Raw genomic sequence first — 22,211 nt, 5'->3', positions numbered from 1 at the left:
ATAATTGTATTAAAAGACTTGCACAATTAGATTAGGCTTGTTATAATAGCTAAAATCTCTTGAAGCCAAGTGTTGGGAAAGTGAGGATATGGCGGATGAAAGCTTATACAAATGTCAATCTGGTGACCTGTGACAGCCAATTTCATGTTTACCGGGAAGGGCTATTGGTGGTTGAGGATGACCGCATTGCCTACTGTGGTCCCTATGATCAAGCCTGGCTAGGGAAATGCAGTGAAACAGTGGATTATGAAGGGGCTTGGATCATGCCAGGACTGGTCAACTGCCATACTCACTCGGCCATGACTTTGCTGCGCGGGATTCGTGATGACAGCAATCTGCATGAGTGGTTGGAGGACTATATCTGGCCAGCAGAAAGCCAGTTCACAGCGGATCTAACGACCGAGGCTGTCCAGCTGGCTCTGGCTGAAATGCTGCTGTCAGGGACAACGACTTTTAACGACATGTATAATCCTCAGGGAGTGGAGATTGACCGGATTTATCAGGCTGTGCATCAGTCTGGTATGCGATGCTATTTCTCACCAACACTCTTTAGCTCAGAGTCGGAAACAGCAGAAGAGACTCTGGCACGTACTCGGGCCATTATTGAGAAAATCCTCTCCTATGACGATGAAGATTTTCAGGTTATGGTGGCGCCTCATTCGCCTTATGCCTGTGACGAAGAGTTGCTCAAGGGCAGTCTTGAGCTAGCGCGTGAGCTGGATTTGAAGCTTCATATCCATGTGGCTGAGACACAGGATGAAAATAAAATCATCCTGAAGCGCTATGGTAAACGGTCACTGGCTTTCTTGAAGGGTTTGGGTTACTTGGAGCAGTCAGCCATTTTTGCTCACGGAGTTGAACTAAATCCGTCAGAGATTGCAGATTTGACGGCTTCTCCAGTCAGCATCGCCCACAATCCTATCAGTAACCTCAAGCTGGCTTCTGGTGTAGCTCCAGTGACAGACTTACTAGCCGCTGGGGTGACCGTTGGCTTAGCGACGGACTCTGTCGCTTCCAATAATAATCTGGACATGTTTGAAGAAGGTCGGACAGCTGCTCTCCTTCAGAAGATGCGGGCAGGCGATGCGACCCAGTTTACGATTGAGCAGGCCTTGAAAGCTTTGACCATTGAAGGAGCCAAAGCTCTGGGCTTAGAGAAGAAAATCGGCAGTCTGGAAGCGGGCAAGCAAGCCGATTTCATTGTCATTCAGCCTAAGGGACGACTTCATCTCTATCCTTTGGAAAATATGCTATCGCACCTAGTATATGCAGTCAAAGGCAGCGATGTTCAGGATGTCTACATTGCAGGGCAGCAGGTTGTCCGAAACGGCCAAGTGCTGACTGTTGATCTAGGGAGTTTTGTGTAAGTGTAAAAGCTTAAAATGGAAGTGAGGAACAAGCCTTGCTTCCATTTGTTTTTATAAAATTCGACAAATTATTCGGAAAACGCTTGCATTTTCTCTGACTTCTGATATAATGGACTTATGGATTGTTACTGGTCAAGCAGGCAAAACCTAAGCAAATACAAGATATAAAGCAGTTTCTTGCTTTCTATTTGGTGTGTGTTTAGGTTTTTTTCGTGCCCTATTTTCCGGGAATAGGAAGAAACTGCCAACCTAAAAAATACAAGGAGGATCCATTATGGCTAAAGACTATACAGAATTAGCTCAGGATATTATTGCCCATGTAGGTGGCAAGGACAACATCACCAAACTGGTACACTGCGTGACACGCTTGCGCTTTTCTCTGAAGGATGAATCAAAAGCAGATACAGACTATCTGATGAAGCGCGACGGAGTTGTAACGGTTGTCAAGGCCGGTGGTCAATATCAAGTTGTTATTGGTAATCATGTGCCAGATGTTTATGAAACGGTGCTCAAGGTTGCTGGAATTGCTGGTGAAGGCAGTGTTGATGCAGATGATGATGCTGTAGAAGGAAATCTGTTTGACCGCTTCATTGCTCTCGTATCTGGCCTCTTCCAGCCGATGCTCGGTACCTTGTCTGCAGCAGGTATGATCAAAGGTGTGGTAGCTATTATGGCAGCCTTAGGCGTTGCCAAAACAGATGGTGCTTATGTTGTTCTCAATGCAGCAGGAGATGGTCTTTTCCAATTCCTTCCTTTGATTTTGGCTATTACAGCTGCTAAACGTTTCAAGATGAATCAGTTCACGGCTTTGGCTATCGGCTTTGCTTTGGTTTATCCAAATATCGCAGCTAGCTTTACGGCGGAAAAACCGCTTTATACACTATTTGCTGGTACACCAATCGAGTCTCCGATTTTCTCGACTTTCTTCGGTCTTCCTATTATCTTCCCTGCATCTAGCTACCTATCAACAGTCCTTCCAGTGATTACAGCTGTTTGGGTTGGGGCCAAGATTGAAAAAGGCTTTAAAAAGATCATTCCCGATGTTGTCAAAGTCTTTATCGTACCATTCTTTACCCTTTTAATTACAGTGCCACTGGCCTTTCTGGTTATCGGTCCAGTTATGAGCTGGGCTTCTGATTTGGTTGGTGCTCTCTTTACAGGTATCTATGACTTTAGTCCGGTGCTGTATGGTATCGTCCTAGGGGCTGCTTGGCAGGTTCTGGTCATGTTTGGTCTTCACTGGGGCTTGGTACCGCTAGCAATCTTGGAGCTCCAAAAGGGTCCGGGGGTCATACTTGTTGCCACTATTGCGATCTGTTTTGCTCAGGCAGGTGCCCTGATCAATATCATGATGCGCACCAAAGAAGATAAAGTTCGTCAGCTTTCGATTCCGGCCTTTATATCAGCTCTTTTTGGTGTGACGGAGCCGGCTATTTACGGTATCACCCTCCCTATGCGTTCACCGTTTATCATAACCTGTATTTCTGGGGCACTGACTGGTGCTTATCTGGCTTTCTTTGATGTCAAAATGCAGGTTATGGGTGGTTTGGGACTCTTTGCCATTCCATCCTTTATCGAAGCTGGCAATAGCATGACTTTGATTCACTTCCTCATTGCCATTGTGGCAAACTTTGTGCTAGGTTTTGGCCTGACTCAGCTAGTCAAGATTCCAAATCTTTTCGGTGGCCCGTCAGAAAAAGATGCTGCCGAGTCTTTAGATTCTGAAAAAGAAAAAGTCTCAGCGGGAATTACAGAGCAAGTCGTAACCAGTCCATTAGCTGGCGAGATAATCGCTCTTGAGGACACTCCGGACGCAGTCTTTGCCAGCGGAGCTATGGGCAAAGGAGTTGCCATTGAGCCTAGTGTGGGTGAAGTAGTAGCGCCTGCTGATGGGGTCATTCGCCTGCTCTTCCCTACCAACCATGCTATTGGTTTGGCTACGGATGATGGAGCAGAATTGCTGATTCACGTCGGTATGGATACAGTAGCCCTTGACGGAAAAGGCTTTACAGCCCATGTTGTCCAAGGCTCTAAAGTCAAGAAAGGCCAGCTTTTGCTTAGCTTTGATATCGATACTATCAAGGAGGCTGGTTATCCAGTGACAACTCCAATCATTGTTACTAACACAGCTAATTATAAGCAGATTGAAGTCCTTGCAAAAGGAGAAATTCAGCTCGGTGATCGGCTCTTAGATTTGAAAAAATAGAAAATGAAGCTGGAGAATGGAAGAGATTGCCACAATTTGAAGATTGTAGCATGCTTCTCCCAGCTCCTGCTTTTTGCTTTCCGTTCCTTTTCTTTTGGCAGTAAAAATAGTACAATATAGTAAATGTTGATGCACTATTATCAAGCAAGAAAAGCGGAGAGATGTGATGGATAAAAAATTTCTTTGGGAGAAGATTCAGACTTTTTTTCAGGAACTTTGGAAGAAGATATCTGATTTTGCTGCGGAGCATAGTCTGCTGGCAGATGCTTACCATGCTTGGCGGGACTGGTTTAAGGGACTTCCATTTCCTCGTCCCAAAATCTTTCAAAAACAGCTTAGCAATCGCCAGTTTGTCGGAGTGCTTTTGACCGTAGTAGGGCTGTCAGCCAGCTTAATCCTCCTGTCAGAACATTTGCAGGATTTTACCTTTCTGTCTCCTAGTAAGAAAGAGCAGCAGTCAGATTCCTCTCAGAATCAGACGGTTCGCATCATGGCAACTGGGGATTTGCTTTATCACGATGGCCTTTATCTGAGCGCTCAGAAAGAAGACGGCACTTATGATTTTTCTGAGAATTTCCAATATGCTAAGGAATGGCTTCAGCAGGGAGATTTGGTCTTAGGGGACTTTGAAGGCACGATTCGGCCGGACTATCCCTTGAATGGCTATCCGCTTTTTAATGCTCCAGAAGCCGTAGTTCCAGCAATCAAGGATGCTGGCTATCAGGTGATGGACCTGGCTCATAATCACATTTTAGACTCTGGCTTGGAGGGAGTTTTCACTACAGCTCAGGCTTTTGAAAAAGAGGGAATCACTCCCATTGGTGTTTATCCGCATGAAAGCCGCAGTCGGGCACCGCTCTTGATAAAGGAAGTCAAAGGCATTAAGATTGCACTGCTGGCTTACTCCTATGGTTACAATGGTATGGAGGGGCTGCTCAGTCAGGAAGACTATGATAATCGTCTGTCCGATCTGGATGAAGAAAAGATGCGGGCCGAGATTGAGCGGGCAGAAAAGGAAGCAGATATTACAATCGTCATGCCTCAGATGGGGATAGAGTACCAGCTGGAGCCGACAGAGGAGCAGATGACACTCTACCATAAAATGGTTGACTGGGGAGCAGATATCGTCTTTGGAGGGCATCCGCATGTGGTTGAGCCGGCAGAGATTTTAGAGAAAGATGGTCAGAAGAAGCTGATCATGTATTCCATGGGGAATTTCATTTCCAATCAGCGCATCGAAACCATGGAGGAAATTGAAAATGCTCATTGGACCGAACGCGGAGTGCTGATGGATGTTACCATTGAAAAGACATCAAAGGGCACACAGATAAAAAGTGCCCAGGCTCATCCGAGCTGGGTCAGTCGAGTGGAAAAAGGTACTATTTCGGCAGACGGTCTACCTTTATACACTTATCAGACCTGGATTTTGGATGACTTTATCGAAGGTGGCAAGTATCGAGACAAACTGGATCAAGAAACCAGAGCACGGATTGATACCGCCTATCAGGAAATGAATTCTCATGTTGGACTGAATTGGCCGGGGCAATAAATTGCTTGATATGATTGTTAGCCAGATTGGATTTGCCAATCTGGTTTTTGCTGTTTTAAAAATGAGGACTTTGTTATAATTAAAAAGGTTTATAGAGCTGTTAATGAATGAAACTGACCGCTTTTGAGCTCATCTATCATTTTGATTTATTTTATTAGAAAGAAAATGAAATGCAATTTGGTTTGTGGCTACTTTTGTATGTTATACCCATGTTTATCTTGTTTTTGTTGCTAGTGTGCTCTCTGGTCTTGCTGGTTTTCTGCCTGTTTTTGCGGAGAAATTTCTTCAAAGAAAAGCAGGGGCGCAATTTGCTGCTAGCTATCTTTTGGCTGGGGCTCTTCAATCTTCTGCTGAACTTGCTAGTATAGAAATGATGAGTTCGTAAGGAGAACAGTCCAAATGAAATGATAGGGACTAGCTTTATCCTTGTTTGTTGAAACTAAATATTGATTGAGAATTAAAGAAAGACGAAATATGCATTTTTTTGAACAACTTTTCCTTTTAATAGACTTTTTAATTCACTTTTTACCACTCTTGTTTATCTTTGTTGTTTTTATCGTTTCATGGATAGTTTATATCTGTATAAAGAAACCTTTCTACAAAAGCATTTATGGGAAATTGATTAGTCTACTCTTTTTGGGAACCTTGATTTGGAATCTGGTTTATTTTGTCGAAGAAGATCATGGCGGCTCCTATCAATTAGTCAAATTAAAGCCAGGCGAAGCTGTTTATGTAAAGATTAAAAAGCCTTATCTTGACCTAATAAAGGGTTCAGGAGTCAGTGTTTTAAAATTTAAAGATAAAACAGATGGGAAAATTAGAATTTATGATTCTTATTTGAGAGAGCAGATAGATGAAAATGAGTATATCTACGATGCAGAAAAAAAGTCTGTTCACTACTATAATGAAAAGGATGGGGGGATAACAATCCCAAACGAACAGGCTTTATCCGATTTAGGTGTTGAGTTTAACGAAAACTATAGCATTGATGTCAACTTTACCCAAAATAGAACGTTTGTTTTTAGTGTAAGCGACAGTGATCAAGATATCACTGTCCAAAACGAATCAGATAAACCCATATCTTTTTATGTCAAAGCCTATCACAGAGTCTATGGCTCAGAAGGCAGGGACCGAGATCTAGAATAATATCTTACAAAACATGTTGCTGCTTCTATACTTCTTATAATATTAGCATTACAAAAAACGAATACCTCCTAGCATATTTTGTCAGCAGGCATTCGTTTTTTTATTTTCCATTTTAGAGCTTCATTTCTTCCGATACTGGCTTGGTGTCATTTGGTAGTATTTTTTGAACTGGCGGTTGAAGTTGGATAGGTTATTAAATCCTGCTTGGCTGGAGATTTCCAGTACAGAGAGATTGGAGTGCTGCAGGAGTTCGGCTGCTTTGCGCAAGCGAAATTGGATTAGGTACTCAATGCAGGAAACGCCCAGATGCTTCTTGAAGAAGTTCATGAAATGGGTGGAGCTGTAGCCACAGATGCCAGCCAGTTGGTCAATATTCAGGTCTTCTTGGTAGTGGGCATTGATGTAGTCGATAATGGAGCGAATCTTTTCTTCCTTGCGATAGCCTTCGGGTGACAGGTCTTTGGAAATGACATAGCCATTCTCAAAGAGCAGGTAGAAGAGCTGGTTGAGCTGGGCTTTGAGCTGAAATTCGTAGTGAGATTTGCGGAAATAGCCTGTTTCCATAGCTGCTAAGAGGCACTGGCGAATCTCGGCATAGGCTGTATCCGTAGGCTTGATAACATGAGTCAAGTCCAACTGGCCATTGTAGAGGGGCTGCAGATAGTTGATGCTGGCTTGATCCATGGCAGAATAGCCCATCAGATCCAGATGGAAATTAATAGCGTCCATATAATGGCGCTCGTCGTTGATGGGGTGGATGGAGTGCAGGGCATTGGGGCGAATCAGGATAATATCACCTTTTTCGCTGTTAAAGTAGTCGTCGTCAATATGAAATTGTGCTTTTCCTTCGTGGACATAAATCATTTCAACATCGGTATGCCAGTGGAAAAGAATATCTGGATGACCATTTTCAGTGATGGTGCGGGTCAGAGAATAAGGGGTTCCTTGGTTTTTAAAAACGGTATTTTTATGTAGTTGGCCTAAATCAATCATGAGGACACTCTTTCATAGAATAGTACAATTTATTAAGATAATTGTGTTAGAAAATATGTTTGACAACTATTATAATATAAATATAAAAAAAACGAAAGCGAGAAAATGCAAATGGGTAAATTTCCGCAGAATTTCCTCTGGGGCGGTGCAACTGCAGCCAACCAGTATGAAGGCGCCTATAATCTGGATGGAAAAGGCCTGTCTGTTCAGGATGTGACTCCAAAAGGCGGTGTGCCAGCTACGCCAGGTGATTGCAATCCTTTGATTACCGAGGAGCCGACACCAGATAATCTCAAGCTGAAAGGAATTGATTTCTACCATCGCTATAAGGAGGACGTTGCCCTCTTTGCGGAGATGGGCTTCAAGGTCTACCGAACTTCCATTGCCTGGTCTCGGATTTTTCCAAATGGAGACGAGCTGGAGCCCAATGAAGCTGGTCTGCAATTCTACGACAATCTCTTTGACGAGCTGGCCAAATATGGCATTGAGCCGCTGATTACCCTGTCTCACTATGAAACGCCCCTGCATTTAGCGCGTCAGTACAATGGCTGGGCCAACCGTGATTTGATTGGCTTCTACGAGCGCTATGTTCGCACGGTTTTTACCCGCTATAAGGACAAGGTCAAGTATTGGCTGACCTTTAATGAAATCAACTCTGTTCTCCATGCGCCCTTTATGAGCGGTGGCATTGCCACGCCAGCTGAAGAGTTATCCAAGCAGGACCTCTATCAAGCAGTCCATCATGAGCTGGTGGCTTCTGCCTTGGCAACGAAGATTGGTCATGAGATCAATCCTGATTTTAAGATTGGTTGTATGGTTCTGGCTATGCCAGCCTATCCTATGACGCCTAAGCCAGAAGATGTGCTGGCAGCTCGGGAATTTGAAAATCAAAACTATCTCTTCTCTGATATCCATGCGCGTGGGAAATACCCTGCCTATATCAATCGTTTCTTCAAGGAGAATGGGATTGAGATTGAGTTTGCGCCGGGCGACAAAGAGCTTTTGGCTGAAAATACTGTAGACTTTATTTCCTTCTCCTACTACATGAGTGTGGTTGCGGCTCATGATCCGGAAAATTATTCTTCCGGCCAAGGCAATCTTCTAGGTGGCATCCTAAATCCTCATCTGGCTAGCTCAGAATGGGGCTGGCAGATTGACCCAGTCGGCTTGCGCTTGGTGCTAAATAGCTTTTATGACCGCTATCAGCTGCCTCTCTTCATCGTGGAAAATGGTCTCGGTGCCAAGGATGTCTTGGTGGATGGATCAACTGGCCCAACGGTTGAAGATGACTACCGCATTGATTATCTCAAACAGCATTTGCAACAGGTAGGAGAAGCGCTGGAAGATGGCGTAGAATTGCTAGGTTACACAACTTGGGGCTGTATTGACCTGGTTTCAGCCAGCACGGCAGAACTTAGCAAACGTTATGGCTTTATCTACGTTGACCGCAACGATGACGGTAGCGGAACTCTAGCCCGCTACAAGAAAAAATCTTTTGATTGGTACAAAGAAGTCATTGCGACGAATGGAGACAGTCTCTATCAGGATTGAATGACTTAAACAAAATAGAATGGCTCCTTATAAAATAAACCAAGTTCTATCTGGCTTGGTTTTTTCTATGTTTTAAGGAGGTAATTGGCTGAAGCCTCTTGATTTTAAAAGCAAGAGGAGAAAATGCAGTAGTTTGAGGGAAGCTGTCTCTATAAAAAAATTAAGAGTTTATTCGCAAAATTGCAGATATTTGAATCCGTTTACAAAAAACAAAGACACCTCAAATAAAATATGGTATAATATATTAAGAATATTTACTTCAGGAGGGGAAATCATGAGTAGGAAAATCCGTTTCATTTCTCTGCTTACTCTGTTGATTTGTTTTCTGATGGGCTGCAGTCTTTTTCAAAAGAACGGTGGAGGTCCGGGAGAGCAAGGTAGCCAATTTTCGGAAAGTGTTCGTAAGCTGAGAGAAAAATACAGCAAAAATACTCCTTATGATGTCCAAGAAAAGGTCATTCAGATCAAGGAAAATGAGCCTATTACATTTCCGACAGAGGTACAAAAGCCTAACGATTTTGAGACACTGCCACATGAAGGACAGACCGAGTTGATTTCTTCCTTTGAAATTTATGGGGACAGCAACTTACGAGCTATTTTAGGGGGTGACTTTAAGATGAATGATAAGCGGCAGATAGTGATTGAGCCAGCTTATCATTTCTCTGCGACTAGAGTGGAGGCAAATGGAGAGCATACGGAATATGGTCTAGCCAAGCAAGGTGAGAGCTGGGGTGTTTTTGATACGCTCTATTTGCTGCAACGGGATGATGAGCGCACAGGTAAAAAACTTAAAAAGCCAAAACTTTGGATCGTTAAGATAGATAAGAAAGGGCGTGACAAGCTAGCTCTGAAAACTAAGAGCAGCCTGCTCGGAGATGGTCGCTTGCAGCTGGAATGGACGGAAGTACCGGGAGCGGACTCTTATTCCATTATAAAAAGAGAGTATGTGACCATGCCTGGCAGTGATACGAAGACAGGCCTTTATAACTATAAAGAGGTCGATCGGGTCACTTCGACAGTGTATCGGACAGATTTACCTACCCACTATGATAGCCGCAACGGCGGCCGTTCTGGTGATGATCCAATTCTTGCCAGACAACGGTTGCTGCAGGCTTACGACCAGGATTACAGTAAGAAAACGGTTGAGAAAAAGCCTTATGAACTCCTTGTTGTTCCCCTTAAAGACAAAGAAGCTTTAGGAACTATCAGCAATCCTATCTCATCTGATAGCTTTGCGAAACTGATGCCGAATCAAATCGATTTTCGGACTTTTTCTGACCAGGTTTCTGCCCTGCGGCAGAAAGGAAATATTCCTGAAGAAGCACCGCTGCAGATGATGGATGGCCAGATTCAGAACTTTCCAATCGTCTATGAAAAAATTGAAAAAGAAGGCCGGGATGTCAGATGTCTGGTCTCTATCAAGGGCATGCCTACTGTCAAAACGGACTTTTTCATTGAACAGGCCAGTGTTGAAGAAGTGCAGCCTGTTGTAGATAGACATAATGAAAAGGTCAATAAAGAGGAAAGCAAGTCGGGTGTTTCAGAGAAATATATCAGCGTAGAGCAGGCTGACTTGGATCTCAAGGGTAAAACAGTCGTTCATGATGTTAGTGATATTGAGGAAAGAGTGGCAGCCAGAAGTGCAGCGCAGGAATATTTTGCCAAGGCTCTTCTGTCAGATGCTGAATATGTTGATTACAGTGAGTTTCCAGAGCTGAGTGAAGGAGATGTCAGTGAATTGCTTCACGATGTTTTAGAGCAGAATCCAGTCATTCAGCAGGGAGTGGTTCCTGCCATTGATGCTAAGCAACATGTGGTAAGTTTTAAATACGATGCTGATGAAACTGCCAAATATAAGAAGGCCCGAAAAAAAGTCAAAGAGATTGTCAAAGACATCATCAAAGACCAGATGAGCGACCGAGAAAAGATTGAGGCAATTAATCAGTATATGATTGAGCATATTAGCTATGATAAGGCTGCTTACCAAGGCTTTTTGAATTACAAAACATCTATTGAGAATAAAGAATCAGAAGAGGCTATTTCAAAAGCGTTTAAAGATATGCAAGACGGTATTCGCAAGTATGAATCTAGTTTTGATATTACTGGTCCGCTATTTGAGGGTAAGGGAGTCTGTCAGGCTTATGCTGTAACCTTCCAGGCCCTCGCTCAGGAAGCTGGTCTCGAAACCATGTATGTGAGTGGAAATACAGATGATTTTGACCCGCATGCTTGGAACTTCGCAAAAGTAGATGGTCAGTGGCTGGCTTTAGATGTTACCTGGAATGACTCTGATGGAGATAGCGCTAAAAAAGAAAATGAATACTTGCTATTGGCCATGGATAATCCACTCTACGCACAGAGCCACTATGCCTTTGACAGATACGAAGATGCTATTAAAGAATGATGATCCAAATAGAAGCAATCTTTAAAAGATGCCTAAGCCTTGTAAGGCAAGGAAGAAGCCAATCAAAACCCCTGGGATAACAGTATCTCAGGGGTTTTCTATGCTTTTATTTCTTCCAGCTTTCGACTTCTTTCTGGTGGTTTTTGATCCACTCTTTGGCTGCAGCTTCTGGTGAGCTGCCTTCGTTAATCTTAAGCATGACTTCTTCCATATCCTTTTGAGTCCAGTTGAAGTTATCCAGGACCTTATTGACTTCTGGTAAGTCCTTGTCTAGATTTTTCCGAGTCATAGTGTGGATAGCTTCCTTACCACCCATGGTTCCTTTAGGATCCTTGAGGTACTTGAGGTCATATTTGGAGAACATCCAGTGAGGTGACCAGCCGGTTACGATGATATCTTCTTTATTCTTAATAGCCTGATCCAGAGCAGTGGTCATGGCTCCTGTTGAGGAAGAAGAAAGATTCCAGCCATTGAGATTGCTGTATTCTTGCATAGTCTTCTCAGTCGCGGTCATGATACCAGCGCCGGGCTCAATACCTGTGATAGTTTTCTTGGCTTGGTCTGACAGGTCTTCGATAGAGTCAGCATCCATATAGCTTGGTACGACTAGCCCTGTCTTAACGCCCTCAAGGTTTGGCCCCAAGTCCACTAGCTTGTCCTTGTACTCCTCATAGAGAGCAGCATGGGTGGTCGGCAACCAGGCGGAAACCATGGCATCGGCTTCGCCATTAGCAACGGACTTCCACATAACGGCATTGTCCAGCGGTGTGATGGTGACATCGTAGCCCATTTCCTTGAGAGCTTCCGCTATGACATTGGTTGAGGCAACTTCGGAGTCCCATTCAACATAGGCAAGGTTGACCTTTTCTTTTTTGCTTTGCTGAAGCTTGGTTACTTGATTTCCGACAAAGGCTGTCAGGATGACAGCAGCCAGAGCAGACCAGAGCATAATCTTGTTGCGTTTTTCCTTGGCAGTGACCGGTGATTTTTTAGCCAGAGGCTGGTTGAGCTTCTGGGTCAGGCGGTCAATGATAATGGCCAAGATAACCAGAGATACCCCATTGACAAATCCAGAACCGATGTCGGCATGCTGCAGGGCAGAGAGAACGCCGCGGCCCAGTCCTGGCGCCCCAATCATAGAGGCGGTAACGACCATTGAAAGAGCCAGCATGATGGTCTGATTAACCCCAGCTAGGATGGTATTTTTAGCCAGGGGCAGCTCGACTTTGAAGAGTTTCTGCTTGCCAGTGCCCCCGAAGGAGTCTGACGCTTCAATCAGCTCGGTCGGAATCTGACGAATGGCTAGATTAGTAAAGCGGACAGTCGGTGGCAGGGCAAAGATGACAGAGGCAAAGACCCCAGGCACCATACCGATACCAAAGAAGGCTACGGCCGGTATCAGGTAGACAAAGGCTGGCATGGTCTGCATAAAGTCCAGCAAGGGCTTGATAATTGCTTCGACACGATTGCTCTTAGCCATCCAAATCCCCAGTGGAATACCGATGATAATGGAAATGGCACTGGAGACGATGACCAAGGTCACAGTGTTCATGAGATTTTCCCAGAGGCCTTGGTTGTAAACAAAGAGCAGGCCTAGGAAGGTGAGCAGGGGCAGTCCCAGCTTACGCTTGGAAATCAAATAGGTAAAGATAGTAATGACTGCGATAAAGAGCAGGGGCGGAATGAAAAGCAGGGTGTCTGTCATCCCATTCATGATGGCATTTCCGATAGCCTGAAGGACCGAGAAAAGCCCGGAGAAGGTATCTGTTACCCAGTTAGTAAAGGACTCAACCCATTGAGAAACGGGGATTGGCTGTTGTAAAATATTCAAAATGCGAACCTCCCTTATTCTTCAGATTCAGTAGTATTGGCCAAGGCTTCAATGACTCGACCTTTGATAATAACGCCGACTAACTTGTCCTTATCATCTACAACGGCCAGAGGCGCTGGTGAATCGTAAATCAGCGGGAAAATATCAGTAATCAGGGTTTCCTGAGTGACCTTGCGGACGTTCTTATCAATCACTTCAGCCAGTGCTTGATGTTGCTTACGGGCATCGCGGGCAGCTTCGGCAGTCAGACTGCCCTTGAGATGCCGCTTCCTATCCACAGCCAGCAGCATACTGACCTCTTCTTTTTTCATCCGATTAAGAGCCACGGTTGGTCCGTCAATGTCAATGTTAGTAGTCAGTGGCGTTGTCATGATATTCTGGGCAGTCAAGACCTTGGAGCGGTCCACATCTTCAACGAACTCTCGAACGAAGTCGTTGGCTGGATTGGTCAGGATTTCCTCACCGGTGCCAATCTGCATAATCTGACCGTCAGCCATGATGGCAATGCGGTCACCAATACGCAGGGCTTCATTGAGATCGTGGGTGATAAAAATAATGGTACGCTCATGCTCTGCCTGCAGATCTAGTAACTCATCCTGCATTTCTCGGCGGATGAGGGGGTCTAAAGCTGAGAAGGCTTCGTCCATGAGCAGAATATCAGGATTGTTGGCCAAAGCTCGAGCCAGACCGACCCGCTGCTGCATCCCACCGGAGAGCTGATCGGGGTATTGGTCCTTGAAGGACAGGAGACCGGCATTGTCCAGAGCTTGTTCAGCTAGGTGCGTGCGCTCCTCCTTATCAACACCTCGGACTTCCAGACCGAACTCAGTATTTTCCAGAATGGTCCGATGCGGGAAGAGTCCAAAGTTTTGGAAGACCATATTGAGCTTATGGCGGCGAACGTCACGCAGCTCTTCTTCGTTCATCTTAGCCACATCCTGACCGTCGATGTAAATGTCGCCTGATGTCGGGTCAATCAATCGGTTGAGCAGGCGGATAAGGGTAGACTTCCCACTACCGGACAGTCCCATGATGACAAAAATTTCTCCCGTCTGGACCTCAAAGTTTACATCGTAAACTCCGACAGTAGCACCGGTTTTTTCTAAAATTTCCGTTTTGCTTTTGGCTTGCTGCACCATTTCCAGTGCCTGCTTTTGCCTTTTGCCGAAAATTTTAGTCAAATGTTTTACTTCTAGTTTATTCAACGTATTTCTCCTTTTGCAGAAGTGACTACATGTTTGTTTTATAAAGTTGTCACTTAAAAGACCATCACAGTATAACATCGTGTGGTCACTTTGTCAAACCCAAAAGACTGTCAGACCGGCCTTTTTCGGCTATTATAAAATAGGGAGAGTGATTTTCTGGAATATTTCTGAAAGTCACAAAAACCTTGTCAGACCGCTGATTCGCCTGTCTATTCTGTTTTTTTGATAAAGAAAAAACAAGCGCTGTTTCACTTGTTTGTTTCAATTTCATTAAAAAATAAATTATGCATCAAACCGACCGATAATTCGTTGCCAACAAAGTAGATGGTATTGCCGGCTTCCAGCTTGGTATAAGGACCAGGCGAGATTAGGAGTTGGTCTCCCTGCTGGACTGCGACAATGGTAGCGCCAGTCGAGTGCCAGATATTGAGCTCATTGATAGATTTTCCTAGGTTGATGGCGTCTGCTGAGAGCTGGAGCTCGTAGGGATTAAAAGGGAAGCGCTGCTGGACATCTTTGGTCCGACTGAGAAGCTGATTGAGCAGCTGGGAAAAGTTGGCAAATTCTTCCTCTTGGCGTTGGATGCTCTGGTGGAGCTTGCTTTTGAGGTCCTGCAGAGAGTTGACATCTTTATAGGTCTCAAGAAACTGCTGAGCTTTTTCCTTGGAGGAGATGAAAGCTCCACTACCGTGACGGACTTCCATGATTTCCAGATCTACCAGCACATTGATAGCCTTGCGGGCTGTCTCAGGGGAGACATTGAAGTTACTAGCTAGGGTAGAGCGGGCATAGATTTTGCTGCCGATGGGATATTTGCCATCAACAATTCGCTCGGCAATGGCGACGGCAATCTGCTGGTAGCGTGGGAATGCGACTTCTTTTTTGCTCATGAGGACCTCCAATTTTACGACAGGAATATAGCTATGATTATAATATAAAACTGGAAGATTGAAAAGTGTCCTTCGTAAAATCGACTGTCTTATTCGCCTCTTCTCGCCTTTCTTTTTACTTTTTTAAGTAGTATAATATGTCTAAAAGTTAGAGGTCTTCTGGAAAAGGAACAGTAAAAACCAGATGATAAAGATAGAAATGGATAAAAAGATGACTGTAAAGATGATAGCGACAGACATGGATGGAACCTTGCTGGATGGACAGGGACAGCTGGATTTGCCTCGTCTGACTACTATTTTAGATGAGCTGGAGAAGAGAGACATTCGCTTTGTGGTGGCTACTGGCAATGAAATTCCACGGATGCGACTGCTATTGGGAGATTTGGTAGAACGCATGACCTTGGTAGTCGCCAACGGAGCGAGGATTTTTGAAAAGAACCAGCTAAGCATGAGCAGTTTCTGGGAACCTGGATTGATTAGGGATGCGCTGGCTTACTTTGCTGGGCGTGAAAGGGAGCTTCAGCTGGTTGTGACCTCTGAAAGAGGCGGCTTTGTCCAAGAGGGGACAGAGTTTCCCTTGATTGAAAAAGTCATGACCAAGGAAATGGCCCAGCTTTTCCATAAGCGGATGAACTTTGTGCCAAGCCTTCAGGATTATCCCCTTGACAAGGTCTTGAAAATGAGTATGATGGTAGAAGAGGCTGCAGCAGCAGAGCATGCTCGTCTGATTAATCAGCATTTTGCAGGCCGATTGAGCGCGGTTGCTAGTGGTTATGGAGCCATTGACATTCTCCAAGATGGGATGCACAAGGCTTGGGGCTTGCAGCAGCTGATGGCTAAGTGGCAGATTCAAAGCTCGGAAATCATGGCTTTTGGGGATAGTGAAAATGATATAGAAATGCTTGAATTAGCTGGTATTTCTTACGCTATGGAAAATGGCGATGAGCGAGTCAAAAAGGTAGCAGATTACCTAGCGCCGGCCAATACAGAAGCCGGTGTTCTACAAGTGATTGAGCAATACTTAGAAGAGGAAAAGGGATAATGGCAGTACAATTATTAGAAGAATGGCTTCTCAATGAGCAGGCAAAATTGCAGCAAAACTACAGAGAGCTCAATCAACTCTCCGTCAAGGAGCCAGACATCATCTTTATCGGAGACTCCATTGTGGAATACTATCCTCTCTATGAACTCCTGCAGACGGATAAAAGGCTGCTCAACCGCGGCATTCGGGGCTATAAGACTGATTTGCTTTTAGAAAACCTAGATGCCCATCTCTTTGGTCAGGCTTTGGATAAGGTCTTTATCCTGATAGGTACCAACGATATTGGCAAGGAGATGCCTCAGACAGAAACGCTGGCCAATTTAGAAGCCATTATTCAGGAGATTTCTCGTGATTATCCTCTGGCTCAGATCCAGTTGCTGTCTGTCCTTCCCGTCAATGAAACTCCAGCCTACAAGAGCACGGTCTATGTCCGCAGCAATGAAAAGATTCAGGCCCTTAATCAAGCCTATCGCCAGCTGGCTAGCGCCTACATGAATGTCCAGTTTATTGATCTCTACGATGCTTTTCTGGACGAGGGAGGCCAGCTGCGCCCAGACTACACAAGGGACGGCCTCCATCTGACCATTGCTGGCTATGCAGCCCTGTCCAAGGCTTTGCAGGAGACGTTATAGAGATAAAAATAGGGAGCGAAAAAAGCCCAACCAGACAAATCTTCAAAGGAAGATTTTTTTTAAAAACTTTTGGTTGACAAATGTAAATCTTAGAGGTAAAATAGGATTATAAGATTTACAAATGTAGATTTAGAAAGGAGAGGTCATGCAAATTTCCAATGCGGAATGGCGCATCATGAAGATTATCTGGATGGAAGGCAAGCAGACCAGCACGGATTTGATCGCCGTCTTGTCCGAGCGCTTTGACTGGTCGAAGTCGACGGTCAAGACTCTCTTGACCCGCTTGGTGGAGAAAGGATGTTTGACTAGAGAAAAATCAGGCAAAGCCTTTGTTTACTCGGCTTTGTTGAAGCAGGACCAGAGTTTAGACTTGGTCGTTGAGGATGTGAAAGACAAGGTTTGCTCCAAAAGGATTGTCCAGGTGCTTGAAAACTTGATTCAGGCGAGTGACTTTACGCTTGCAGATCTTAATCAGCTGCAGCAGGTCCTGGAAGAAAAGAAAGCAGAGGCTGTCGAAACAGTCCCTTGCAATTGTATGTAATAGAAAGAAGGAAATTCCATGTTTGGATTGTTGATTAGTATTGTTTGTTTACTTGTGGTTGCTTTTATTGCTTGGTGGTTCTTTGCAGAGCATGAAAAGGTAAGCGACCACGCTCGTCAGAAATCAGGTTATCAAGAAATTGAAGTCGAAGTCATGGGGGGCTATTCGCCTGAAACCATTGTCCTGAAAAAGAATGTTCCAGCCCGGATCATCTTTAATCGCAAGGATCCATCTTCATGTCTGGCTCAAGTGATCTTTCCAGATTTTGGCGTTCATGAAGATTTGCCTTTAGGTGAAAAACATGTCATTGAAATTACGCCAGAAAAAGCGGGCGAATATGGGTATTCATGTGGAATGAACATGATGCATGGTCACATGATTGTGGAATAAAGGAGTAGGTATGGTAGAAAAACAAAAAGCAGTTGTGGAAAACGGAGTGCAAAAGATCCGTATTACAGCAGAAAAAGGCTATAGTCCAAAGGAATTTCAACTTCAAAAAGGGATCCCTGCTGAAATCACCTTCCATCGGGTCAATCCTTCCGGCTGTTACAAGGAAATTTTGTTTGAAGATCAGGGGATTTTAGAGCCTTTGGAAGTCGGTGTGGATAAGGTGATATCCTTTACTCCGACAGAAACAGGGGACTTCGAGTTTTCATGTGGAATGAAGATGCAAAAGGGTTCCTACACGGTTGTGGAAAAACGCCGTCGTGTCTTAAGTTTACGGGGTCGCTTTTGGATTACTAGTATCTTTACTCTTCCCTTATTGATCTTGATGATCGGGATGATGGCAGGATTTGTATCCCATCCAGTCAGTCGCTGGGGGACTTTTCTAGCGACAACGCCGATCATGTTGGTAGCAGGAGTTCCTTTTATCAAGAGTGCCTGGGCCTCATTTAAGAAGCACCATTCCAATATGGATACCTTGGTAGCTCTTGGAACCCTGGTAGCCTATGTCTATAGTGTATTTGCCCTTTTTACTGGTCAGCCAGTATACTTTGAGGCTGCGGGTTTTATCATCTTCTTTGTCCTCTTAGGGCAAATCTTTGAAGAACGGATGCGTAACAATGCCTCCGAGGCTGTGGAAAAGTTGTTGGATTTGCAGGCAAAAACGGCTCAAGTTCTCCGTGATGGGAACTATGTCGAGGTGGCGGCAGAAGATATCCAAATTGATGACTTGATTCGGGTCCGTCCTGGGGAAAAGATCGCGGTTGATGGGACGATTGTAGAAGGAAGTACGACCATTGATGAGTCGATGGTGACAGGTGAAAGCTTGCCTGTGGAAAAATCAGTTGGTGATGCAGTTATCGGCTCCACTATCAACAGCAATGGGACCATTCTCTTTAAGGCTGAAAAAGTCGGTAGTGAGACCCTCTTATCTCAAATTGTGGACTTTGTCAAAATGGCCCAATCCAGTCGTGCTCCTATTCAAGATTTGACGGATAAGATTTCAGGTATCTTTGTTCCAGTGGTGACGATTTTGGCCATTGCGACTTTCTGGGTTTGGTCCGTGCTTTTGGGCGCGTCGCTTCAAGAGGCCATGCTCTATGCAGTCTCTGTCCTCATTATTGCCTGTCCTTGTGCCCTTGGTTTAGCAACCCCAACAGCCCTGATGGTCGGAACCGGCCGTAGTGCCAAGATGGGCGTTCTGATTAAAAATGGAACAGTTCTTCAAGAAGTGCAAAAGATTCAAACCGTTGTGTTTGATAAGACAGGGACTATTACCATTGGCCAACCACTTGTAACCGATGTTGTAGGAGATGAAGCGCGTGTCTTGACACTGGCTGCTAGTCTTGAAACTTTTTCAGAACATCCACTAGCCCAAGCGGTGTTATCCCAAGCAGAAGAAAAAGGTTTGGTGTTATCCCCTGTGGAAAACTTCCAAGCGATTGAAGGAAAAGGGGTCCAAGGTCAGATCGACCAGCAGTTGGTGACCTTGGGAAATGGCAAACTTCATGACGGGACAGCGATGGATCCGGAGCTTGAAAAACGGATGGTAGAGTTGCAAGAGCAGGCCAAAACAGTGATCAGTTTGTCTGTGGATGGGCAAGTGATTGGCTTGATTGCCATTCAAGATGCTCCGAAGGCCAGCTCAAAAGAAGCGATCAAAAAGCTCAAAGAACGGGGCTTGAAAACGGTCATGTTAACGGGGGATAATGAACGGGTGGCCCAAGCTATTGCTAAGCAAGTGGGAATTGACACCGTCATTGCTGATGTCCTTCCTCAAGAAAAAGCTAGCGCCATCCAAAAACTGCAAGAAGCTAGCAAGGTCGCCTTTGTTGGAGATGGGATCAATGATGCTCCAGCTCTCTCGATCGCGGATGTGGGGATCGCTATGGGATCTGGAACGGATATTGCGATCGAGTCCGGTGGCATCGTGCTCACGCAAAATGATTTACTTGGCGTTGTGCGCGCCTTTGACATGAGTCAAAAGACCTTCCGCAGGATCTTACTCAATCTCTTCTGGGCCTCTATCTACAATATCCTTGGGATTCCAATTGCTGCTGGAGTCTTTGCAGGACTGGGATTGACCCTCAATCCAGAACTAGCAGGTCTTGCCATGGCCTTAAGTTCTGTGTCTGTTTTGACTAGCTCGCTGCTTCTCAATGTTGCGAAAATTGATTAAATGAAATAAAAAGAGAGTGGGGCAGAAATCGGTAATTCGTTAGAATTCGATTTCGTCGTCTCACCTCCGCACAGTTGAGTAGGGCTGTAAAAGCTAATGAAATCAATGTAGTAGAGCCCACTCAACCACTGCGTCTTGCTCAACAATCCAAAAACAATTAAGAGGCTAGGACTTTTGTCCCAGTCTCTTTTTGTTCGATTTCCTACAGCTACAAGTCTTAGAGGTGCATGCAAATTATAATAAAATATCCTATTCTAATATAGTTTGTGAAATTTTCTCAAAAAAAGAGCATTGTGTTATGTAATAGTTCTATATCATCTATGAGCATATTCTTATACAAGAGCGAAAAAACATGATAAATTGGTAGAGTAAAGTTTCTTGAAGCGTTTTCATTCACAAATGGAAATATTTTCAACAACTGAAAATTTATTTTATTGAAGGGGAGTTATTATGACTCAAGGAAAAATTACTGCATCTGCAGCAATGCTCAACGTATTGAAGACATGGGGCGTAGACACCATCTACGGTATCCCATCAGGAACACTCAGCTCACTCATGGATGCTTTGGCTGAAGACAAAGATATCCGCTTCTTGCAAGTTCGCCACGAAGAAACAGGTGCTCTTGCAGCGGTGATGCAAGCTAAATTCGGCGGCTCAATCGGGGTTGCAGTTGGTTCAGGTGGTCCAGGTGCGACTCACTTGATTAACGGTGTTTACGATGCAGCTATGGACAACACTCCATTCCTTGCTATCCTTGGATCACGTCCAGTTAACGAACTCAACATGGATGCCTTCCAAGAGCTTAACCAAAACCCAATGTACAACGGTATCGCTGTATACAACAAACGTGTAGCTTACGCTGAGCAATTGCCAAAAGTGATTGACGAAGCTTGCCGTGCTGCTGTTTCTAAAAAAGGTCCAGCTGTTGTTGAAATCCCAGTAAACTTCGGTTTCCAAGAAATCGACGAAAACTCATACTATGGATCAGGTTCATATGAGCGTTCATTCATCGCTCCTGCCTTGAACGAAACTGAAATCGACAAAGCGGTTGAAATCTTGAACAAGGCTGAGCGCCCGGTTATCTATGCTGGATTTGGTGGTGTTAAAGCTGGTGAAGTGATCACTGAATTGTCACGTAAAATCAAAGCCCCAATCATCACAACTGGTAAAAACTTTGAAGCCTTTGAATGGAACTACGAAGGTTTGACAGGTTCTGCTTACCGTGTTGGTTGGAAACCAGCCAACGAAGTGGTCTTTGAAGCAGACACCGTTCTTTTCCTTGGTTCAAACTTCCCATTTGCTGAAGTTTACGAAGCATTCAAGAACACTGAAAAATTCATCCAAGTAGATATCGACCCTTACAAACTTGGTAAACGCCATGCCCTTGACGCTTCTATCCTTGGTGATGCAGGTCAAGCGGCGAAAGCAATCCTTGACAAAGTAAACCCAGTTGAGTCTACTCCATGGTGGCGTGCAAATGTGAAGAACAACCAAAACTGGCGTGATTACATGAACAAACTCGAAGGTAAAACTGAGGGTGAATTGCAATTGTACCAAGTTTACAATGCCATTAACAAACATGCTGATCAGGACGCTATCTACTCAATCGACGTAGGTAACACTACTCAAACGTCGACTCGTCACCTTCACATGACACCTAAGAACATGTGGCGTACATCTCCACTTTTTGCGACAATGGGTATTGCCCTTCCTGGTGGTATCGCTGCTAAGAAAGACAATCCAGATCGCCAAGTATGGAACATCATGGGTGATGGTGCATTCAACATGTGCTATCCAGACGTGATCACAAACGTTCAATACGACCTTCCAGTTATCAACCTTGTCTTCTCAAATGCTGAGTACGGCTTCATCAAGAACAAATACGAAGATACAAACAAACACTTGTTTGGTGTTGACTTCACAAACGCTGACTATGCTAAAATCGCAGAAGCTCAAGGTGCAGTTGGATTTACAGTAGACCGTATCGAAGACATCGATGCAGTTGTTGCTGAAGCTGTGAAGCTCAACAAAGAAGGCAAGACAGTTGTTATCGATGCCCGCATCACTCAACACCGTCCACTTCCAGTAGAAGTACTTGAACTCGATCCAAAAATTCACTCAGAAGAGGCTATTAAAGCCTTTAAGGAAAAATACGAAGCAGAAGAACTCGTACCATTCCGTCTCTTCTTGGAAGAAGAAGGGTTGCAATCACGCGCAATTAAATAATTCCT

Annotated in this window: 17 protein-coding genes; 13 read left to right on the top strand and 4 right to left on the bottom strand. The window is 44.6% G+C overall.

Annotation, left to right across the window (positions count from 1 at the left end):
- Positions 1 to 95 precede the first annotated feature (95 nt).
- From DQM55_RS09825 to DQM55_RS09805, 5 genes are all read left to right on the top strand, one after another.
- Positions 96 to 1,367 (top strand): TRZ/ATZ family protein, encoded by a 1,272-nt coding sequence (locus DQM55_RS09825; protein ID WP_111676518.1) that lies wholly within the window; start codon positions 96 to 98, stop codon positions 1,365 to 1,367.
- Between the two features lie 274 nt (positions 1,368 to 1,641).
- Positions 1,642 to 3,573, top strand: coding sequence for a beta-glucoside-specific PTS transporter subunit IIABC (locus tag DQM55_RS09820; RefSeq protein WP_111676516.1), 1,932 nt, complete (start codon positions 1,642 to 1,644; stop codon positions 3,571 to 3,573).
- 166 nt (positions 3,574 to 3,739) lie between these two features.
- Positions 3,740 to 5,122, top strand: a complete 1,383-nt coding sequence (locus DQM55_RS09815) for a CapA family protein (protein WP_111676514.1) — start codon at positions 3,740 to 3,742, stop codon at positions 5,120 to 5,122.
- 184 nt (positions 5,123 to 5,306) lie between these two features.
- Positions 5,307 to 5,507, top strand: coding sequence for a RhtB family transporter (locus DQM55_RS11900; protein ID WP_111676512.1), 201 nt, complete (start codon positions 5,307 to 5,309; stop codon positions 5,505 to 5,507).
- An 89-nt stretch (positions 5,508 to 5,596) separates the two neighbouring features.
- Entirely contained in the window at positions 5,597 to 6,268 is a 672-nt protein-coding gene (locus DQM55_RS09805; RefSeq protein ID WP_111676510.1) for a hypothetical protein, read from the top strand.
- 120 nt (positions 6,269 to 6,388) lie between these two features.
- On the opposite strand, the gene DQM55_RS09800 is transcribed toward DQM55_RS09805, so the two are convergent.
- Complete coding sequence (locus tag DQM55_RS09800; RefSeq protein ID WP_002896563.1) at positions 6,389 to 7,261, bottom strand: AraC family transcriptional regulator; 873 nt, start codon at positions 7,259 to 7,261, stop codon at positions 6,389 to 6,391.
- A 105-nt stretch (positions 7,262 to 7,366) separates the two neighbouring features.
- On the opposite strand from DQM55_RS09800, the gene DQM55_RS09795 reads away from it, so the two are divergent.
- Together DQM55_RS09795 and DQM55_RS09790 are read left to right on the top strand one after the other, a co-directional pair.
- Complete coding sequence (locus tag DQM55_RS09795) at positions 7,367 to 8,812, top strand: glycoside hydrolase family 1 protein (RefSeq protein WP_269459920.1); 1,446 nt, start codon at positions 7,367 to 7,369, stop codon at positions 8,810 to 8,812.
- Positions 8,813 to 9,086: 274 nt separating this feature from the next.
- Positions 9,087 to 11,216 (top strand): transglutaminase domain-containing protein, encoded by a 2,130-nt coding sequence (locus tag DQM55_RS09790; protein WP_111676506.1) that lies wholly within the window; start codon positions 9,087 to 9,089, stop codon positions 11,214 to 11,216.
- Between the two features lie 106 nt (positions 11,217 to 11,322).
- On the opposite strand, the gene DQM55_RS09785 is transcribed toward DQM55_RS09790, so the two are convergent.
- From DQM55_RS09785 to DQM55_RS09770, 3 genes are all read right to left on the bottom strand, one after another.
- A complete protein-coding gene (locus DQM55_RS09785; RefSeq protein WP_111676504.1) occupies positions 11,323 to 13,047 on the bottom strand; it encodes an ABC transporter permease/substrate binding protein in 1,725 nt (574 codons plus the stop codon).
- 14 nt (positions 13,048 to 13,061) lie between these two features.
- Positions 13,062 to 14,252, bottom strand: coding sequence for a quaternary amine ABC transporter ATP-binding protein (locus tag DQM55_RS09780; protein ID WP_111676502.1), 1,191 nt, complete (start codon positions 14,250 to 14,252; stop codon positions 13,062 to 13,064).
- Between the two features lie 248 nt (positions 14,253 to 14,500).
- Complete coding sequence (locus DQM55_RS09770; protein ID WP_002896558.1) at positions 14,501 to 15,142, bottom strand: GntR family transcriptional regulator; 642 nt, start codon at positions 15,140 to 15,142, stop codon at positions 14,501 to 14,503.
- A gap of 184 nt (positions 15,143 to 15,326) precedes the next feature.
- On the opposite strand from DQM55_RS09770, the gene DQM55_RS09765 reads away from it, so the two are divergent.
- The 6 genes from DQM55_RS09765 (at position 15,327) to spxB (ending at position 22,206) form a co-directional block, all read left to right on the top strand.
- Positions 15,327 to 16,184, top strand: coding sequence for a Cof-type HAD-IIB family hydrolase (locus DQM55_RS09765; protein ID WP_172454766.1), 858 nt, complete (start codon positions 15,327 to 15,329; stop codon positions 16,182 to 16,184).
- On the top strand, positions 16,184 to 16,816 hold the full coding sequence (locus DQM55_RS09760; protein ID WP_002910641.1) for an SGNH/GDSL hydrolase family protein: 633 nt from the start codon (positions 16,184 to 16,186) through the stop codon (positions 16,814 to 16,816). Before DQM55_RS09765 ends, DQM55_RS09760 begins: the two co-directional genes overlap by 1 nt.
- 145 nt (positions 16,817 to 16,961) lie before the next feature.
- Positions 16,962 to 17,357, top strand: a complete 396-nt coding sequence (locus DQM55_RS09755; RefSeq protein WP_002901456.1) for a CopY/TcrY family copper transport repressor — start codon at positions 16,962 to 16,964, stop codon at positions 17,355 to 17,357.
- Positions 17,358 to 17,375: 18 nt separating this feature from the next.
- Positions 17,376 to 17,747 carry a cupredoxin domain-containing protein gene (locus DQM55_RS09750; RefSeq protein ID WP_002898343.1) on the top strand — a complete coding sequence of 124 codons (372 nt, stop codon included), beginning with the start codon at positions 17,376 to 17,378 and terminating at the stop codon, positions 17,745 to 17,747.
- A 10-nt stretch (positions 17,748 to 17,757) separates the two neighbouring features.
- Positions 17,758 to 19,980 carry a heavy metal translocating P-type ATPase gene (locus tag DQM55_RS09745; protein WP_032907162.1) on the top strand — a complete coding sequence of 741 codons (2,223 nt, stop codon included), beginning with the start codon at positions 17,758 to 17,760 and terminating at the stop codon, positions 19,978 to 19,980.
- A 450-nt stretch (positions 19,981 to 20,430) separates the two neighbouring features.
- Positions 20,431 to 22,206: a pyruvate oxidase gene (gene spxB, locus DQM55_RS09735; protein ID WP_111676498.1), complete on the top strand. Its 1,776-nt coding sequence runs from the start codon at positions 20,431 to 20,433 to the stop codon at positions 22,204 to 22,206.
- The last annotated feature ends 5 nt before the right edge of the window (positions 22,207 to 22,211 follow it).

The organism is Streptococcus sanguinis, assembly GCF_900475275.1.
Taxonomy (GTDB): domain Bacteria; phylum Bacillota; class Bacilli; order Lactobacillales; family Streptococcaceae; genus Streptococcus; species Streptococcus sanguinis_N.
The sequence above is the reverse complement of the archived record's forward strand: the minus strand, read 5'-3'. Positions and strand labels throughout refer to the sequence as shown.

Coding starts and splice junctions, on each gene's coding strand:
- DQM55_RS09815 (WP_111676514.1), top strand. CDS start 3,740: ATGGATAAAAAATTTCTTTGGGAGAAGATTCAGACTTTTTTTCAGGAA.
- DQM55_RS09790 (WP_111676506.1), top strand. CDS start 9,087: ATGAGTAGGAAAATCCGTTTCATTTCTCTGCTTACTCTGTTGATTTGT.
- DQM55_RS09750 (WP_002898343.1), top strand. CDS start 17,376: ATGTTTGGATTGTTGATTAGTATTGTTTGTTTACTTGTGGTTGCTTTT.
- DQM55_RS09800 (WP_002896563.1), bottom strand. CDS start 7,261: ATGATTGATTTAGGCCAACTACATAAAAATACCGTTTTTAAAAACCAA.
- DQM55_RS09820 (WP_111676516.1), top strand. CDS start 1,642: ATGGCTAAAGACTATACAGAATTAGCTCAGGATATTATTGCCCATGTA.
- DQM55_RS09825 (WP_111676518.1), top strand. CDS start 96: ATGAAAGCTTATACAAATGTCAATCTGGTGACCTGTGACAGCCAATTT.
- DQM55_RS09755 (WP_002901456.1), top strand. CDS start 16,962: ATGCAAATTTCCAATGCGGAATGGCGCATCATGAAGATTATCTGGATG.
- DQM55_RS09765 (WP_172454766.1), top strand. CDS start 15,327: ATGATAAAGATAGAAATGGATAAAAAGATGACTGTAAAGATGATAGCG.
- DQM55_RS09770 (WP_002896558.1), bottom strand. CDS start 15,142: ATGAGCAAAAAAGAAGTCGCATTCCCACGCTACCAGCAGATTGCCGTC.
- DQM55_RS09760 (WP_002910641.1), top strand. CDS start 16,184: ATGGCAGTACAATTATTAGAAGAATGGCTTCTCAATGAGCAGGCAAAA.
- DQM55_RS09745 (WP_032907162.1), top strand. CDS start 17,758: ATGGTAGAAAAACAAAAAGCAGTTGTGGAAAACGGAGTGCAAAAGATC.
- DQM55_RS09805 (WP_111676510.1), top strand. CDS start 5,597: ATGCATTTTTTTGAACAACTTTTCCTTTTAATAGACTTTTTAATTCAC.
- spxB (WP_111676498.1), top strand. CDS start 20,431: ATGACTCAAGGAAAAATTACTGCATCTGCAGCAATGCTCAACGTATTG.
- DQM55_RS09795 (WP_269459920.1), top strand. CDS start 7,367: ATGCAAATGGGTAAATTTCCGCAGAATTTCCTCTGGGGCGGTGCAACT.